The organism is Arthrobacter mangrovi, from assembly GCF_026011795.1.
Taxonomy (GTDB): Bacteria; Actinomycetota; Actinomycetes; order Actinomycetales; family Micrococcaceae; genus Crystallibacter; species Crystallibacter mangrovi.
Map to the genome: position 1 here is coordinate 245,850 of NZ_BRVS01000001.1, position 16,055 is coordinate 261,904.

14 protein-coding genes are annotated in these 16,055 nt (G+C 69.5%); 4 read left to right on the plus strand and 10 right to left on the minus strand.

All coding sequences use genetic code 11. The annotated features are described in order from the left end of the window. Positions 1-17 precede the first annotated feature (17 nt). From AHIS1636_RS01090 to AHIS1636_RS01100, 3 genes are read left to right on the plus strand one after another with little or no spacing between them, the layout of a single operon-like run. Positions 18-1,016, plus strand: a complete 999-nt coding sequence (locus tag AHIS1636_RS01090) for a nitrilase-related carbon-nitrogen hydrolase (RefSeq protein WP_264793954.1) — start codon at positions 18-20, stop codon at positions 1,014-1,016. 2 nt (positions 1,017-1,018) lie between these two features. Further along, positions 1,019-2,062, plus strand: coding sequence for an agmatine deiminase family protein (locus tag AHIS1636_RS01095; protein WP_264793955.1), 1,044 nt, complete (start codon positions 1,019-1,021; stop codon positions 2,060-2,062). Then, positions 2,059-3,594 carry an APC family permease gene (locus AHIS1636_RS01100; RefSeq protein WP_264793956.1) on the plus strand — a complete coding sequence of 512 codons (1,536 nt, stop codon included), beginning with the start codon at positions 2,059-2,061 and terminating at the stop codon, positions 3,592-3,594. The genes AHIS1636_RS01095 and AHIS1636_RS01100 overlap by 4 nt, the downstream gene beginning before the upstream one ends. A gap of 127 nt (positions 3,595-3,721) precedes the next feature. Here AHIS1636_RS01100 and AHIS1636_RS01105 read toward each other — a convergent pair whose 3' ends face one another. From AHIS1636_RS01105 to AHIS1636_RS01125, 5 genes are all read right to left on the minus strand, one after another. Continuing rightward, positions 3,722-5,140 (minus strand): 2-hydroxycarboxylate transporter family protein, encoded by a 1,419-nt coding sequence (locus AHIS1636_RS01105; RefSeq protein WP_264793957.1) that lies wholly within the window; start codon positions 5,138-5,140, stop codon positions 3,722-3,724. Between the two features lie 71 nt (positions 5,141-5,211). Beyond that, the gene (locus AHIS1636_RS01110; RefSeq protein ID WP_264793958.1) at positions 5,212-6,090 is read right to left on the minus strand and encodes a hydroxymethylglutaryl-CoA lyase; all 879 of its coding nucleotides are present in this window, start codon (positions 6,088-6,090) and stop codon (positions 5,212-5,214) included. Next, positions 6,087-7,322: a CaiB/BaiF CoA transferase family protein gene (locus tag AHIS1636_RS01115; RefSeq protein WP_264793959.1), complete on the minus strand. Its 1,236-nt coding sequence runs from the start codon at positions 7,320-7,322 to the stop codon at positions 6,087-6,089. Before AHIS1636_RS01115 ends, AHIS1636_RS01110 begins: the two co-directional genes overlap by 4 nt. A gap of 122 nt (positions 7,323-7,444) precedes the next feature. Next, on the minus strand, positions 7,445-8,104 hold the full coding sequence (locus tag AHIS1636_RS01120) for an IclR family transcriptional regulator (RefSeq protein ID WP_264793960.1): 660 nt from the start codon (positions 8,102-8,104) through the stop codon (positions 7,445-7,447). A 51-nt stretch (positions 8,105-8,155) separates the two neighbouring features. Then, positions 8,156-8,551 (minus strand): TraR/DksA family transcriptional regulator, encoded by a 396-nt coding sequence (locus AHIS1636_RS01125; protein ID WP_264793961.1) that lies wholly within the window; start codon positions 8,549-8,551, stop codon positions 8,156-8,158. 99 nt (positions 8,552-8,650) lie between these two features. Here AHIS1636_RS01125 and AHIS1636_RS01130 point away from each other — a divergent pair, with 99 nt between their 5' ends. Next, positions 8,651-10,207, plus strand: a complete 1,557-nt coding sequence (locus AHIS1636_RS01130; RefSeq protein ID WP_264793962.1) for an FAD-dependent monooxygenase — start codon at positions 8,651-8,653, stop codon at positions 10,205-10,207. 6 nt (positions 10,208-10,213) lie between these two features. Here AHIS1636_RS01130 and AHIS1636_RS01135 read toward each other — a convergent pair whose 3' ends face one another. The 5 genes from AHIS1636_RS01135 to AHIS1636_RS01155 form a co-directional block, all read right to left on the minus strand. After that, positions 10,214-10,714: a carboxymuconolactone decarboxylase family protein gene (locus tag AHIS1636_RS01135; RefSeq protein WP_264793963.1), complete on the minus strand. Its 501-nt coding sequence runs from the start codon at positions 10,712-10,714 to the stop codon at positions 10,214-10,216. Then, a complete protein-coding gene (locus tag AHIS1636_RS01140; protein WP_264793964.1) occupies positions 10,711-11,091 on the minus strand; it encodes a GNAT family N-acetyltransferase in 381 nt (126 codons plus the stop codon). The genes AHIS1636_RS01135 and AHIS1636_RS01140 overlap by 4 nt, the downstream gene beginning before the upstream one ends. Before the next feature lie 25 nt (positions 11,092-11,116). Next, positions 11,117-12,121, minus strand: coding sequence for a pirin family protein (locus AHIS1636_RS01145; protein WP_264793965.1), 1,005 nt, complete (start codon positions 12,119-12,121; stop codon positions 11,117-11,119). A 199-nt stretch (positions 12,122-12,320) separates the two neighbouring features. Beyond that, positions 12,321-13,319, minus strand: coding sequence for a universal stress protein (locus AHIS1636_RS01150; protein ID WP_264793966.1), 999 nt, complete (start codon positions 13,317-13,319; stop codon positions 12,321-12,323). A 132-nt stretch (positions 13,320-13,451) separates the two neighbouring features. Further along, on the minus strand, positions 13,452-15,809 hold the full coding sequence (locus tag AHIS1636_RS01155; protein ID WP_264794174.1) for a L,D-transpeptidase family protein: 2,358 nt from the start codon (positions 15,807-15,809) through the stop codon (positions 13,452-13,454). Positions 15,810-16,055 lie beyond the last annotated feature (246 nt).

Below are 16,055 nucleotides of genomic sequence, written 5' to 3' on the forward strand. Positions count from 1 at the left end.
CCCATGGAGAACCCGCCATGCTAGAACTGACCCGGCTGGATCCGCCCGCCTCCCCTGCCCGCACCGAACCTGCCAGCCGCCCGGCGCTGCGCGTCGGCCTGGTCCAGCACCGCTGGCACGCCGACCCGGCCGAAACCATTGCCGAGCTCAACGAGGGCATCGCCCGCGCCGCCCGGCTGGGCGCCGCCGTCGTCTTCCTCCCGGAACTCACGCTCTCCCGCTACCCGGCGGACACGCTCCCCCAGCACCGGGCGGCGGAGCTGGCCGAGGACCTGCTGACCGGACCGACCTTCGCCTTTGCCGCCGCAGCGGCCCGCGCCAACAACGTCTGCGTGCACGCGTCGCTCTACCAGCGGGCCGACAGCCCGGAGGACGAACTCGGCCTGAACACTGCGATCCTGGTCTCCCCCGCCGGAGAACTGGCCGCGAAAACCCACAAGCTCCACATTCCGGTCACCGCCGGCTACTACGAGGACAAGTACTTCCGTCAGGGTCCCGCCGACGCGGACGCCTACCAGGTCCACACGCCCGCAGACCTCGGCGGCGCCCGGCTCGGCATGCCCACCTGCTGGGACGAGTGGTTCCCCGAGGTCGCGCGGATGTACTCGCTCGGCGGCGCCGACCTGCTGGCTTACCCGACGGCCATCGGCTCCGAACCGGACCACCCGGACTTCGACACCCAGCCGCTGTGGCAGCAGGTGATCGTCGGCAACGGCATCGCCAACGGCCTCTTCATGGTCGCCCCGAACCGCTGGGGCAACGAGGGCACCAACACCTTCTACGGCTCGTCCTTCATCTCCGACCCGTACGGGCGCATCCTCGTGCAGGCCCCGCGGGACGAATCCGCCGTGCTCGTCGCGGACCTGGACCTCGACCAGCGCCGGGACTGGCTGACGCTCTTCCCGTTCCTGTCGACCCGCCGCCCGGACACCTATGCCCGGCTCACCGACCCGGTCCGCCCCGGCGAGCCTTTCGGCAGCGGAGCCCGGGCCGTTCCAGCGCAGGCGGGTGCCTGACCATGGGCTGGATGATGCCCGCCGAGACCGCGGAGCAGGAACGGATCTGGATGGCCTTCCCGCCCGGCGGCTACACGCTCGGCGAAACCGCGGCGGAGGCCCACGCGGCCCGGTCCACCTGGGCCGCCGTCGCCAATGCCATCGCGCGGTTCCAGCCGGTCACCATGCTGGTGGAGCCGAAGGACGAGGAGACGGCGCGCTCCTACCTGTCCGCGGCCGTCGAGCTGGAACCTGCCCCGCTGGATGACGCCTGGATGCGGGACATCGGCCCCACGTTCGTCCTCAACAACGACGACGGCGGGCGGCTGGGTGCCGTGGACTGGGTCTTCAACGGGTGGGGGCAGCAGGACTGGGCCCGCTGGGACAAAGACGCAAAGATCGGCGCCGTAGTCGCCCAGCTCGCCGGCGCCGAGCGGATCGGGTCCTTCCTGGTCAACGAGGGCGGCGGCATCCAGGTCGACGGCGAAGGCACCGTGCTGGTGACCGAGACCGTCCAGCTGGATCCGTTCCGCAATCCCGGCCTCGGCAAGGCCGAGGTGGAGGCCGAACTGGCCCGCACCCTCGGCGCCACCAAGGCCGTCTGGCTGCCGCGCGGCCTGACCCGCGACTCCGCACGCTACGGCACCCGCGGCCACGTGGACATCGTCGCGGCGATCCCCTCCCCCGGGACCGTGCTGGTCCATATGCAGGACAACCCCGAGCACCCCGACTACGAGGTCAGCCGCGAGATCGTCGCCTGCCTCGCCGGCACCACCGATGCCGCCGGGCGGGACTGGAACATCGTCGAAGTGCCGGCGCCGCAGACCTTGCGCGACGCGGAGGGCTTCGTCGACTACAGCTACATCAACCACTTGGTCATCAATGGCGCGGTCATCGCCTGCACCTTCGACGACCCGGCAGACGAAAAGGCCCTCGCCATCCTGGCCGGCGCCTACCCCGGCCGCGAGGTCGTCGGCGTCGATGCCCGCGAACTGTTCGCCCGCGGCGGCGGCATCCACTGCATCACGCAGCAGCAGCCGCGCCCATCCCGAAAGGCCCGCCCATGAGCCAGGCAACCGGCATGACAACCCCCGCCCCGCCCGCACAACGCGGCAAGGGCCTCGCGGCCGGGCAGCTGGGCCTGCTCGCCGTCGTCGTCCTCGGCATTTCCACCATCGCCCCGGCCTACGTGCTCACCTCCACGCTGGGACCGACGGTCCAGGCCATCGGGCCGTACCTGCCGGCGATCTTCATCGTCGGCTTCATCCCGATGTTCCTGGTCGCGCTGGGCTACCGCGAACTGAACGCCGATTCGCCGGACAGCGGCACCACCTTCACCTGGGTGACCAAGGCCTTCGGGCCGTTCATCGGCTGGATGGGCGGCTGGGGACTGCTCGCCGCGAACATCATCGTCCTCTCCAACCTGGCCGGCGTCGCCGTCGACTTCTTCTACCTCTTCCTCGCCCAGCTGACCGGCAACGCGTCCCTCGCCGAACTGGCGGCCAACAAGCCGGTCAACGTCCTGACCTGCCTGGCCTTCATGGCCCTGGCCGTCTGGGTCTCCTGCCGCGGCATGAAGACCACCAAGCACGTCCAGTACATCCTGGTGGCTTTCCAGCTCGGGGTGCTCGCCTGGTTCACCTTCGGCGCCCTCAGCCGGATCGGCAGCGTCCCAGGGACCGAGCCGCTGGCCTTCAGCTGGGAGTGGTTCAACCCGTTCGGCATCGAATCCTTCTCCGCCTTCGCCCTGGGCCTCTCGCTGTCCATCTTCGCCTTCTGGGGCTGGGATGTCTGCCTGACCGTGAACGAGGAGACCACCAACGGCCGGCACACGTCCGGGGCGGCGGCCGCAATCACCGCCATCGCCGTCCTGGCCATCTACCTGGCCGGGTCCGTCGCCACGGTGATGTTCGCCGGCACCGGGGAGACGGGCCTCGGCCTGAACAACCCGGACATCTCCGAGAACGTCTTCACCGCGATTGCCGGGCCGGTCATGGGCCCGTTCGCCATCCTGCTCTCGCTGGCGGTGCTCTCCTCATGTGCGTCGTCCCTGCAGTCCACCATGATCTCCCCGGCCCGCAGCCTGCTGGCCATGGGCTACTACAAGGCCCTGCCTGACGGTTTCGCCAAGGTCGGCGCCCGGAGCAAGTCCCCGGTCTTCGCTACCGTGGTCGCCGGCGCCATCTCCGCCGGGTTCTACGCCCTGATGCGATTCGTCAGCGACAACGTCCTGAACGACACCATCATGGCGCTGGGCCTGATGATCTGCTTCTACTACGGCCTCACGGCGCTGGCCTGCGTCTGGTACTTCCGCCGCACCGCGTTCAGCAGCGCCCGCAACCTGTGGTTCCGCTTCGTCTTCCCGCTGCTGGGCGGGCTGGCCCTGGTGGTCGTGTTCCTGCAGACGGCCGTGGACAGCTGGGACCCCGCGTTCGGCAGCGGCTCCGAGATCTTCGGCGTCGGCCTGGTCTTCGTGATCGGCGTCGGCATCATCGCCCTCGGACTGCTGGTCATGCTCTGGATGTACCGTCGGCGTCCGGAGTTCTTCCGCGGCGGAACCCTTCGGAAGGAGAGCCCGGCGCTCGAGATCCCGGAGTAGCCATTGCCCCGCGCAGCAGCGCACCGCCGGTAACGGGCGACGCCGGTAACGGGCGACGCCGGTGCCCCGCCTTGGGAAGGCGGGGCACCGGCGTCGTTATTTGGGATCTATCCCCGGCTGCCGCCGCTCAACCCGCCAGCAGCGGGACCAGCAGCGAGGTCAGGAAGAGCACCAGGGCCCCGCCCACCCGGTTGGTCAGGGCGGCGAAGGGCATCAGGTGCATACGGTTGGCGGCGCTGAGCACCGAGACGTCGCCGCTGCCGCCCGTGTCCGCCATGCACAGACCCGGAGTGATCGCCGCCTCGACGAAGTGGAACTTGACCAGCCAGCCCAACAGGCCGGAGGTCAGCGTGGCGATGATGACGGTGGCCACGGTGAGGACAATGAACATCGGGTTGCTCAGCGAGGCGAGCACTTCCTCGATGTTGATGAAGGTAATGCTCACGCCCACGAGCAGGGCCGGAACCATGGTGCTGGAGATCATGTCGCCCCACTCGGAACTGGCTTCCTCCAGCTCCTTGGGGAACAGGCCGAAGATCTTGATGGCCGCCGCGGCGATGATGGTCCAGGCATAGGGGTGGAGGGCCGGGAGGTAGGCGCCGATCAGCTGGCCCAGGACGAAGAGGCAGCCGGCGATGACCAGGCCCTTGCCCAGCGAGATGAAGGAAGACACATCCTTGGCCGGGGGCATGGTCAGGTCCTCCGACTTGCCCTTCACCCGCAGCAGCTGGCCGTGGCCGTTGAAGCCGACGAACAGCTGGGTGCCGCGCTTGGTCAGCCCGTTGTAGATGCCGGCGACCAGGATGCAGACGACGTTCGCCATGACGACGGCGGAGATCAGGTCGCCCATGAACGCCTCCGAGGTGCCGCCCGTACGGGCTGCGTACATCTCGGACATCGGCACCGCGCCGAGGCCCAGCCCGCCGGCCATGATCGGGGCGGCGATGAAGAGGATTCCCTCGACGAACCCGAACCCGGTGGCGGCACCGAGCAGGCCGACCAGCCCGAAGGTGGCGACCAGGCAGCCGACTACCGGTACGGCGAAGCGCGGCCCGGCCTTGAGCAGCAGCGCCCGCGGCATGCCCAGGATGCAGCCGGCAATGATGGTGACGACGAAGAAGTCGAGGAAGCCGTGGCCGTCCACGAAGTTCTGCACCACCGTGACGAGGTTCTCCGGCAGGAGGCCGAGGAAGAGCATCGTGGCGGGGACGAAAGTGCAGAGGATGGTCGGCAGGCCGTAGTCCCGCACGACGGGGAAGAGGTTGCCGATCCAGATCAGCAGTCCGCCGAACATGATGGTCGCGGCGAAGCCGGCAATGATCGTGTCGGGCAGGTTTCCGGTCAGGGCCGCGACCAGGAGGAGGGCGAAGAGGGCGAAGTAGATCCCGCCGGGCATGCTGGTGATCCGGAAGCCGCGGCGGCCGGGGTAGTGCACACCCGGCAGCTTGGCGGCCGGGGCCGCTCCCCCGGCGGCCCGGCTCTGCTGCGCGGTTTGGGCGGTCGCGTCGTTGGCGGAGGGACCGCTCGTTTGGGTGGTGTTGGACATCATTGTCTCCCGTGGATTGGGAGCGGCAGGCACGGGACGGGCCGGCCGCGTCGAAGGAGGGGCCGCTGCAATCAGCCTGCGGCGGGTTGGACGGCGGAAACTGCCGGCGAAGCGGCGACGATGGAGCGGGCGAGGCTGACGGCTTCAGCCAGGCGCTGCTCGTCGATTCCGGTCTCGTGTCCGCCGGCATGGAGGTGGCGGACCAGTTCCTCGGTGGCGATGTTGCCGTGTGCGCCGGGGGCGAACGGGCAGCCCCCGAAGCCGCCCAGGGCGGCGTCGAAATTCGTGATCCCGACGTCGACGGCGGCGCTGACGGTAGCCAGCGCCTGGCCGTGGGCGTTGTGCAGGTGGAGATAGTAGTTCAGGTCCGGCTCGGCGGCGCGGACGTAGTCCAGGCTCGCCATCAGCCGTTCCGTGGGCGTGGTGCCGAGCGTATCGGCCAGTCCGATGTTGCCGATGCCCATCGCCTTGAAGGCGCGGACCACGCGGAGCAGGTAGGCCGGGTCGATGTCGCCCTCGAAGGGGCAGGTGAACGCCGTGGAGATTCCGGCGACGAACTCGGCTTGCGGATGGCGTGCCACTTCCTCGCCGAGGCCGGCCAGCGCGTCCTCGATGCTCCGGCCCGCGTTGGCGCTGCTGTGCGCCTGGCTCGCCGAGGTCACGACGGAGATGTTCTGCACGCCGGCGTCGACGGCGCGCTGGATCCCGCGTCCATTGAGGGCCAGGGCGGTGTAGGTGACGCCCCCGGCGGCCGGGAGCCCGGCGAAGACCTCGGCCGCATCACCCATCTGCGGCACCTTCTTCGGATTGACGAAGGAGCCCGCCTCGATCCGGTCCACGCCCGCGGCGGTCAGCGCCTCGGCGATGGCCAGCTTGTCCGCAGTGGAGACGACGACGTCCTCGTCCTGCAGTCCGTCGCGGAGGAAGACGTCGGTGATCCGGACCTTCATGCGCGCACACCGCCCGCGGTGAAGTCTGCGATCTCTTCCGCGTCCAGGCCGGCCAGGTCGCGCAGCACCTCTTCGGTGTGCTCGCCCAGTTCCGGGCCGACCCACTTGACCTCGCCGTCGTGGCCGGGAATCTTCGGCACGACGCCGGGGAAGCGGACCTTTTCCGGCTTGTCCTCGATCACCACGTCGTGCGTCTGGATCATGCCGCGGGCCAGGTAGTGCTTGTCCTCGGCGATGCTGGGCGCGTCGTAGACCGGTCCGGCCGGGACGCCGGCGGCGTCCAGCAGGTCCAGGACCTCGGTGAGCTTGTAGCTGCCGGTCCAGGCCGAGATGGCGCCGTTGAGCTCTTCCTCCCGGGCCGCGCGTGCCTCGGTGGTCAGCAGGGACTCGTCCGCCGCCAGGTCGTCCCGGCCCATCGCCTTCATCAGCCGCACGAACACGGAGTTGGAGTTGCCGCCGATGACGACCTCCAGCCCGTCGGCGCAGAGGTAGGAGCCGGTGGGCACGACGCCGGGCAGCTGGCCGCCGGTGCGCCGGCGGACCATCCCGTACGCGTCGTAGTCCGGCACCAGGGATTCGAGCAGGCTGAACACGCCCTCGTACAGCGCCACGTCCACGGTCTGCGGGCCCTCGTGCCGGATGCCCTTGGCCTTCTGGAGCATCAGCATCAGGGCGCCGATCACGCCGTAGAGCCCGGCCACCGTATCGCCCATGCTGGCCGCGGCGCGCCCGGCCGGACGGTCCGGCTCACCGGTGATATAGCGCAATCCGGCGAAGGATTCGGCCGAGCTGCCGAAGCCGGCACGGTCCTTGTACGGACCTGTCTGGCCGTAGCCGGAAATCCGGACAATAACGACGTCGGGGTTCAGCTCCGTGAGCACGTCCGGTCCCAGCCCCCAGCGCTCCAGCGTTCCCGGGCGGAAGTTCTCGATCACCACATCGCACTGTGCCGCGATCTTCTTCACGGCCGCCTGGCCCGCCTCCGAGCGGAGGTCCAGCGTCACGGACTTCTTGTTGCGGCCCAGCGTCCGGAACAGCATCGAGGTCTGGCCGCGCGTCTTGCGCCAGTCGCGCAGCTCGTCGCCGCCATTCGGGCGTTCGATCTTGATGACCTCGGCGCCGAAGTCGCCGAACAGCCGCGCGGCGAACGGAGCGGCAATGAAGTTACCGAGCTCGAGCACGCGGATGCCTTCCAGCGGAAGGCTGTTGGCCAGCCGTAGATTCCCAGTCACAGATCCTGCTTTCATCATCCGTGGCGCAGATTCCCATTGGATGGGAACTGCATGCCGTTTAGCGGGAAGATGCTAGCAAGTGACCTGCCGCACACACAAGCCCTTGGGGTGAAGGATTGCCTTCAATCCTGCGTCGACCGGTCCAGCTCCAGTCCGATCCGCTCAGCCGCCGCGCGCACTTGGCCGCCGAAGTCCCGGCCGGGGGACTCCTGCACGCGGGTCAGCGGCACGGCCAGGCACACCGTGGCGATCAGGTCGCCCCGCGCCATGACCGGCGCGCTGACCGACCCCAGCCCCGGGGTGCGCTTGGCAACGGATTCGACCCAGCCCTCGCGCTCCAGTTCTTCCAGCGCGTCCGGCTGCCGCGCCAGCAATCCGCCGCTGGATCCGGCCGGCAGGGCAAGGCGGGCTCCGACCGGCAGCGTCGCCTTGAGTTCCTGCTGGCTGTCCACGCTCAGCGCGCAGATCCGTTCGTCGCCCCGGCGCAGCCAGAGCTGGGCCGTCTCGCCCGTGGCGTCACGCAGCCCGGTGAGCACGGGCAGGGCCGCGGACTCCAGGGCGGTACGCACGAACCTGTGGCCCAGCTGGAAGTCGCCGCCCTCGGTCCTGCGCAGGAAGCCGTATTCCACCATGGAGAGCGCCAGCCGGTGCGCGGTCGACACTGAAAGACCGGACCGGCGGGCCAGTTCGCTGGCCGAGGCCGCGGACCCCTCCACGGCGTCGAGGATCGCAACAATGCGGGCGAGCATCCGGTTGCTGCCGGATGATTCAGGCGAAGTCATTGCTTCAGCGTAATGGCTGGGCAGGACCCGGCACCTGAAGGTTGAGTGCCGTCAGTGCCGGCGGCCTCCGGCATGCTCCATGCAGAACCGGGCTTCCGGGCGCGCCTCGAGCCGCTCATCGGGAATCACCTTGCCGCATTTTTCGCAGCGGCCGTAGGTCCCCGCATCGAACCGCGCCTTGGCGGCGAGCAGTTCACCCAGCGCCTCCTCTGTGCTTTCCAGCAGCGTGACCTCCCGTGCCCGTTCCAAGGTCAGGGTCGACCCCTCGGGGTCATGTTCGTCGTCGGCGGGGAAATCCTTGGCGGCGAGCGTCGCCTCCTGGATGTCCAGCGTCAGGCGGTCGATCTGGGCCCGGGCCTCGGCGATTTTCTCGTCGAGCAGCAGCCCGAACTTCGCATCTGCAGGTGCGGCCGGAGCGGCTCCTGCGTTCTCCGAGGCTTTGTCCACGATGGAACTTCCTTCCACTGATTGATTCCAGCATCATAGTCCTGTTTGGACCGCTTGCTACCGATTCACCGCAGTACTCTCACAGGCAGGAGGGGCGCCATGGACAGGCGGCAGATCGAGACGGAGGTCCTGGTGGTCGGCGCCGGCCCCACCGGGCTGATGCTGGCCAACTGGCTGGCCAAGCTGGGTGTGGCCTTGGTGCTGGCGGACGGCAAGTCCGGCCCCACCAGGGAGTCCCGCGCGCTCGGCCTGCAGTCCCGGAGCCTGGAAATCTACGACCAGCTGGGCCTCGCGGAGGCGGTCGTAGCCGACAGCACCCGCACCCGGCGGCTGTACCTGGGCTACCAAGCCAGGATGTTCGGCATGCTGCCGATCGGCCGGTTCGCCCGCGGACTGACCCCCTTCGAAGGCATCACCTTCTACGAGCAGAGCAAGAACGAGAAGCTGCTGGCCGACAACCTGGCGTCCCTCGGCGCCAGCGTGCTTTGGAACCACAGGCTCACGGCGCTGGACGACGCTCCGGACGGCCGGGGCGTCGTCGCCGTGCTGGCCGGGCCGGACGGCGAGGCAGAGGTCCGGGCCCGCTACTGCGTCGGGACGGACGGCGGCTCCTCCACGGTACGCGGCCTGCGCGGGATTCCCTTCGAGGGCATCACCAACCCGGCAACCTTCTACGTAGCGGACGCCACCAAGGTGCGCGGCCTCGCCCCTGACGGCATCAACGTCCGGCCCGGTACCGAGGACTTCCTGCTCGGCTTTCCCATGGGCGGGGACGCCCACGTCCGGCTGATCGGCACGGTCCGGGACACCTCCCCTCCCCCGCCGGCGGCTCCCTCATCGAGCCTGCCCGCCGCACCGGGCATCCTCACCGAGGAGGAGGTGCGGGAGCGGCTGGCCCGCGTGTACGGCGTGGACTACGGGCCTTCGGCCTGGTTCGCCACCTACCGCGTGCACCACCGGATCGCCGCCCGGTTCCGGGACGGCGCGGTCTTCCTGGCCGGAGACGCCGCGCACGTGCACTCGCCGGTGGGGGCACAGGGCATGAACACCGGCCTGCAGGATGCCCATAACCTGGCCTTCAAACTGGCCGACGTGCTGCAGGGCCGGGCGAGCGAGTCCTACCTGGACCGCTACGAGGCCGAGCGGCGGCCGGTGGCGCGCCGGCTCGTGGCGACGACGGACCGCCTGTTCGGCTTCGTCACCTCGGTCAATCCGCTGGCCCGGACGCTGCGGCGCGGCCTCATGCCCGTGCTGGCACCGGCCGCGACGTTCGTGGCCCCGCGGACCCGGCGGGCATCCCGGCTGTTCGAGTACGTCTCGCAAATCCGGATCCACTACTGGATGTCGCCGGGCGCCAAGGAGGCGGCGCACGGACGGCGCGGCACCGTCGTCGGGCGCAGGCTGCAGTACACCGGGGACAACTTCGAGCCGCTGCGTTCCCTGCAGTGGCAGGTCCATGCCTACGGCGCCATGCCGCCCGTGGCCGCGCACCATGTCCGCTCCGCGCTGGGCCTCGACGTGCACGTGCTGCCGCTGCACGGGAACCGCCGGCTGCAGCAGGGCCTGTTCTACCTGGTCCGGCCGGACGGGTTCGTCGCTGCCGAGTCCCGTCCGGCCACCGCCGTATCGACGTTCGCCGCGGCGCTCAAGCGCTGAACGGGCTCAGCCGCCCGGCGTCCAGTCCGAGTCGTCCGGCCGCACCGGGTGCTGGCTGACGATGGACAGGCGGTTGAACGCGTTCATGGTCAGCACCACCCAGCTGATCGCCGAGGTCTGGTCCGCTGTCAGCCGCTGGCGGGCGAACGCGTAGTCATGCTCGGCCAGCTCGTGCGGGGGAAGGTCGGTGATCGACTCGGCCAGGGTGAGAGCCGCACGCTCCTGCTCCGAGAACAGCGCCGTGTCGCGCCAGGCGGTCAGCACGGCCAGCCGCTGCTGGCTCTCGCCGGCGTCCAAAGCCATTTTGACGTGCATGTTGAGGCAGTAGGCGCAGCCGTTGATCTGGGAGACCCGCACGTTGATCAGCTCGACGAACTTCCGGTCGAAGCCGGCTTCCTCTGCGGCCTCCCGGGCCTTCAGCCCGAGGCCGTTCAGGGCCCGGTAGGCCGCCGGGTGCTGCTTGTCGAGGAACACCCGGTCATGCTTGACGGAAGCCACCTGGCTCATTTGGCTCCCCCCGCGGCCTGCTCCGCCCGGTCATGCGCCTCGATCTGCTGCTCCGACGGCAGGTCGGTAATGTCGGCATATCCAGGATGCTTGCGGATGTAGGCGCGGATGTACGGGCAGAGCGGCACGATCCGCCGTCCCATCGACCGGACGTCGTCCAAGGCGAACCGGGCAAGCTGCGAGGCCAGCCCCTGCCCCGAATAGGCGTCGTCCACTTCCGTATGGACGAAGACCATCTGGTTCTGCTCGGAGCGGTAGCGGTACTTGGTGAAGCCGATGGTGTTCCCGTCGTCCCGCAGTTCATAGCGGCGGAGATCGGCATTATGGACGACGGCGATGGGCCGGTTTTCGTACCGGGCGGGAGTTTCGGTGGCCATGTTTTCCTTTCTGGCGCGGCGCCGGTCAGCGCCGCGGACGGATACGGGCGTTGGGCAGGACGGGGGCGGGCAGGTAGTCCAGGGTGTTGTCGACGACCTTGCCGAACCGGCTGCTTTCGGCGCTGCCGTCCGCGCGCGGTTCGGCGCCGATCTCGGCCTGCCAGTTCTTCCGGTACTCGACGATCTCGTCGTGGTCCCGGCCGACGAAGTTCCACCACATCACGATGGATTCACCGAGCGGCTCACCGCCCAGCAGCAGGAGCCGGACACGTTCCCCCGGCTCGGCCGAGAGCTCGATAGAGCCATGGCCCGGAGGCAGGTAGGCGAGCTGATCCGCCGTCGTTAGCGTCCCGTTGAAACGCACGCTCCCGCTGTCCACCAGGACGCCATGCTCGAAGGAGGTGTCGGCGTCGAACGCCGCGCCGGCGCCGGCCTCGAGCAGCAGTTCGGCGCCAAGCAGCGGCGAATGCAGGGGCACGGGAGACGTGCTGCCGGCGAGGGACCCCATGAAGACCCGCAGCTCGTAGGTGTCCGTGACGACGGGCTCCGGAGCGTAGTGGTCGAACCGGGGCTCGATGAAGCGGGCCTTCTCCGGCAGCGCGGTCCAGAGCTGGGCGCCGTGCAGGATATCCGTCCCCGGCGTGGAAATCTCGGAGTGGCAGATGCCGGAGCCGGCGGTCATGAGGTTCAGCTCGCCGGGGCGGACCATCGCGTGGTAGCCGGCGCTGTCGCGGTGCTCGATCTCGCCGGTGAAGAGCCAGCTGACCGTCTGGAGGCCCGTGTGCGGATGCGGCGGCACGTGCATGCCGCCGGTCTCCGACACGCGGTCGGGGCCGTAGTGGTCGAGGAAACACCAGGCACCGATCAGGGAGCGGTTGCGCTGCGGCAGCGTGCGGCGCACGTTCATGGCGCGCGGGCCGCCGAGCGGAACGTCGCGCGGCTCCAGCAGTTCCACCGGCGACTGAGCCAGCCTGGTCTTCCGCTCTTCCTCGCAGACCAGCTCCAGCGGGTCCCGTTCAAGATTGCTCATGGCTCCCTGCATCCTCCCTCGTCATCGCCGGCTGCGCGCCCCCACGTCTGCGCCCGGCTCCGTTTCGGCCCGCCCGCTCCGCCTCGAAGGGGAGCAGCGCGCCCAAGCGGAGCGTGGCGTACCGTCCGGGCCCTTCCTTGGCCGCCATCAGTATCTTTGCATGCAAATGCATGGAATGCCATCCCGGCCGGCAGCAGGGTCACGCAGGCTCTTTCGGGACCACCATCATCGGGCAGCTGCCGTGGTGCAGGACGGCCTGGCTGACCGAGCCGAGCAGCAGGCCCGGAAAGCCGCCGTGGCCGCGGGTGCCGAGCACCATCAGTTCCGCCGTGCGCGTGATGTGGACGAGGATCTCGGCAGGCTTGCCGATGTAGAAGTTCCAGCTGACGTCCAGCTCCGGGTACCGTTCCCGGACTTCGGCGAGCACCGGGTCCAGCTCGCCGGCAACGTCCTCGCGGAAGCGGTCCGCATTCTCCCCGTGGTCGAGCCAGATGGAGTCCCGGTAGAAGGGCGCTCGCGTCGAGACCAGCCGCAGCGGGCGGCCGTGCGCCTGCGCCGCGGAGGCCGCCGCCCAGACCGCCGGGTTGCTGACGCCCAGGGCATCGATACCCACCACCACCTGGCCGCCGTAGTTCCAGCTGGAGTCCCTGTCGTCCGGATGCAGCCCCTTGTTGCCGCGCATGCCGGGCGGCGAGGAGACCAGCCAGGGCAGGTAGCCGGTCTCCGGGCGGCGGGCCTTCACGCGGGCGTTGTCCGGGGTCCCGCCGTCGCCGCCGGCCGTCCAGTTCTCCGGCACCACCACGGTGGGACATGCGGCGTGGGCTGCCAGGGCCGAGGAAACGCTCCCCAGCAGCCGGCCGGCGAATCCGCCGCGTCCGCGCTTGCCGACGACGGCGAGGCCGGCATCGTGCGAGAGGTCCACCAAAATCTCACTCGGGTCGCCCGCCACCACGCGGCTCTCCGCCGGGACGTTGCCGGCCTTGGCGCGTTCAAGCGCCTCCTGCAGCAGCGTGTGCCCGCCGTGCGCGGCCGCGTCGGCGTAGCGTTCGCTGACCATGGGATCGTCTACCGGAGCCGGAGTGAAAGCGCTGACCAGCTGAACCGGCCAACCGCGGTTTTTCGCCTCCGCGAGGGCCCAGTCGAGGGCCTGCCTGCTGGTGGGCGAACCGTCAAAACCTACGAGCACGACCTCTTCCATGTACCCACACTATGGGAGTGCCGCGCCGCTGAGTAGAGGCAGGCAGCCGCCCCGGCCGCAGGCCGCGAAGACAGCATAGCGGGGCGGGAACCGGCCCCCGTGAACCGGCTCCCGCCCCGCGTGCGGGGGCAGTCAGGACTTGAAGATGTCCGCCCGGACGCCCATCACGATCCGGTCCCCCGGCTTGGCCGTCTTCAGGTACTTCGTGACGTTGGACAGGTCCAGCGCGATGCAGCCGTAGGTCGGCACCGGGTTGGCGTGCAGGAAGATCGCGAAGCCCGTTCCCTGCCGAATCGGCGAATCCGGCGGGCGGTTGTAGTTGATCACCGCGCCCTGCCGGTAGTCTCCGGTGGGCGCCCGCATGATGTTGTACATCTGCTCGTCCGGCCAGCGGTTGAAGGACGACTCGAAGTACATGTTGTAGCCGCTTCCCGGAGTCCCCGACCACTGCGAACGCGAATTGAGCTTCCGGTAGGCCAAGCCGGTGCCCGGATTGCCCTCCCCGAACGCCTCGGTCACGGAGAAGCTGCCCTGAGGAGACCATCGATACATGGTGTGGCCCGAGGCGACGCCCGGCTTCTTGAACCCGCTCAGGCCGACCGTCGCCTTCGTGGTCTTCCACTCCTGCCGGTAGACCGAGCCGACCCGCACGCAGTTGATGAAGCTGGCCTTGTAGGTGCCGTACTTCTCCGAGACCGCGAACGAGATCCGGTCCTTCCAGTAATGCGCGTACCGGGTCTTGTGCGCGCCCAGCGCCCAGCATTCGTTCTTCGGGTACATCACCGCGCCAACGTTCGCCGCCACCAGCGAGCCGCCCTGGAAGACCTGGGTGGTCTTGCCGCTGCGGGTGGCGCCGTCCTGGATCGGATAGCCCAGGGCCCCGTTCTGGCCGCCGCGCGCCTTCCAGCTGTGCAGGATCCGGTCCGTCATGGTGTGCGCGCCCGCGGCGGGGGAATAGCTGATCTGCCCCTTCTGGAAGGTCTGTACGCAGCCGGAGCCGCGCAGCCCGCACTTCATATCGGACGTGGGGTATCCCATCACCCCGCGCTCGTAGCGCACGCCGGCGAATTTGCGGCCGACGGCGTGCTTCAGGTTCACTGCCCGCGCGCCGGTCTTCGCCGTCCAGTACAGGGCCACCCGGGCCGTGCTGGTCGAGGAGTACTTGTACGTCCGCACGCAGCCGGAGCCGGCCAGGTTGCAGTTGTAGCCGTTCACCGGGACGTAGCGCAGCTGCTTGGCCCGCGCGTCCAGGCCCTGCCGCCCGTAGAACACGTGCGTCTCCTGCATCGATACTCCGGCTGAGCCGGCCACCAGGACGCCGCCCTGGTAGGGCTGGTGGAGCGCGCCTGCGGTGGTCCTCGCCTGGCCCTTCGGGTAGCCGAGCGTTCCGTCCTGGCTGCTCCGCTTCTGCCAGGCGGCCAGGAACGGCTCGAGCACCGGGACGGCGCCCGTCGCCGGCGAGTAGGCGATCTGGCCGTGTTCGAAGTTTTGCCGGGCCCCCTTGCCCTTCAGTCCCGTGGCCATGTCGGAGGTCGGGTAGCCCAGCTTGCCGCCCTCCCAGCCCGCCGCGCGGTAGGCCTTCCCCAGGGCGTGCGTCAGTTCGACCGTGTGTGCGCCGGTGTCCTCACTCCAGTAAACCGCGATGACCCGGCTGCTCGAGGCAGACGGCTTGTAGCTGCGCACGCAGCCTCCGTCCGGCAGCCCGCAGTTGAAGTCATTGAGGGGCAGCAGCCGCAGCCCACGGGCGCGGTCATCCACGGCCAGTTCGCCGCGCGTCGCGGAAATCCTGCCGTGCTGGAAGGTCTGCGAGGCGTTGCCGGCGCCGTCGACCACCAGGTCGGAGACGGGATAGCCGTACTCCCCGGCCTCGTACCGCGCCTGCTTGAAGATACTGCCGACGTAGTGCCGCAGGTCGACGGCGTGCGCCCCGCTTGCCGGGCTCCAGTAGATCGCGATCCGCTTGGTCCCTTCCGGTTCGGCGGTATAGGTGCGCACGCAGCCGCCGCCGGCCAGTTCGCATTTGAACTCGTTGTGCGGCACCAGGTCCAGCTCTTCCGCCTTGGCCTCGATCGCCCCGCGGCCGTCGTCGGCGGCAGCGGCGGCCTGGCTGCGTTCCGGCTCGGGGGCGGGTGACGGGGACGCGGACGACGGCGGGACGGCGCCTTCCGCCGGAGCGTCCGTCTGCGTCGCCGTAGGTGAGGGCTCCGCAGGAGCCGGCGTTCCCGGTTCCGTGGCTTCAGCGGTTCCCGGCTCGGTGGCCGGCATGGAACCGGTGGCCGGGGCGGTTTGTCCTCCGGGCGCGGGTTCGGTGGCCGGCGGGGACGCCGAGCCGGGATCCGGCTCGGCGGACGGGGCCGGCTCGGTGGACGGGGCCGGTTCGAAAGCAGGATCCGTGGACGCCTGCGTGGTGGCGTTGGCCGTCACTTGGCCGGACGCGGTTCCTGCGGCCTGCTCGGCGGTGGCGGCCTGGGCCGGGACCCCCGCGAGCACCAAGGCCGATAGCGCGAGTGCCGTGGCGGCGGTCCGGGTTGTCCCGGCAAGCCACGAAGCGGTGAGACGTTTAATGACGGACCCCCAATGGTGCGGACCTGCAAAAGTACGAGCGGATAGGAAGTGCCGCTCCTCACAGCGGTGCTCCCCATGGACAGTATGGAACACAACCGGCAGAATCCGGCCTGCGCCCGGCCCGGAACAGCGCGCGGAGACCCAAAAAGGTCAGCCAGGTGCCGCCGTCGT

Bases quoted from the DNA above. Each gene is read 5' to 3' on its own strand.
- AHIS1636_RS01145 (WP_264793965.1), bottom strand. From the start codon at position 12,121: ATGAGCAATCTTGAACGGGACCCGCTGGAGCTGGTCTGCGAGGAAGAG.
- AHIS1636_RS01100 (WP_264793956.1), top strand. From the start codon at position 2,059: ATGAGCCAGGCAACCGGCATGACAACCCCCGCCCCGCCCGCACAACGC.
- AHIS1636_RS01105 (WP_264793957.1), bottom strand. From the start codon at position 5,140: ATGTCCAACACCACCCAAACGAGCGGTCCCTCCGCCAACGACGCGACC.
- AHIS1636_RS01090 (WP_264793954.1), top strand. From the start codon at position 18: ATGCTAGAACTGACCCGGCTGGATCCGCCCGCCTCCCCTGCCCGCACC.
- AHIS1636_RS01140 (WP_264793964.1), bottom strand. From the start codon at position 11,091: ATGGCCACCGAAACTCCCGCCCGGTACGAAAACCGGCCCATCGCCGTC.
- AHIS1636_RS01110 (WP_264793958.1), bottom strand. From the start codon at position 6,090: ATGAAGGTCCGGATCACCGACGTCTTCCTCCGCGACGGACTGCAGGAC.
- AHIS1636_RS01120 (WP_264793960.1), bottom strand. From the start codon at position 8,104: ATGACTTCGCCTGAATCATCCGGCAGCAACCGGATGCTCGCCCGCATT.
- AHIS1636_RS01135 (WP_264793963.1), bottom strand. From the start codon at position 10,714: ATGAGCCAGGTGGCTTCCGTCAAGCATGACCGGGTGTTCCTCGACAAG.
- AHIS1636_RS01095 (WP_264793955.1), top strand. From the start codon at position 1,019: ATGGGCTGGATGATGCCCGCCGAGACCGCGGAGCAGGAACGGATCTGG.
- AHIS1636_RS01150 (WP_264793966.1), bottom strand. From the start codon at position 13,319: ATGGAAGAGGTCGTGCTCGTAGGTTTTGACGGTTCGCCCACCAGCAGG.
- AHIS1636_RS01130 (WP_264793962.1), top strand. From the start codon at position 8,651: ATGGACAGGCGGCAGATCGAGACGGAGGTCCTGGTGGTCGGCGCCGGC.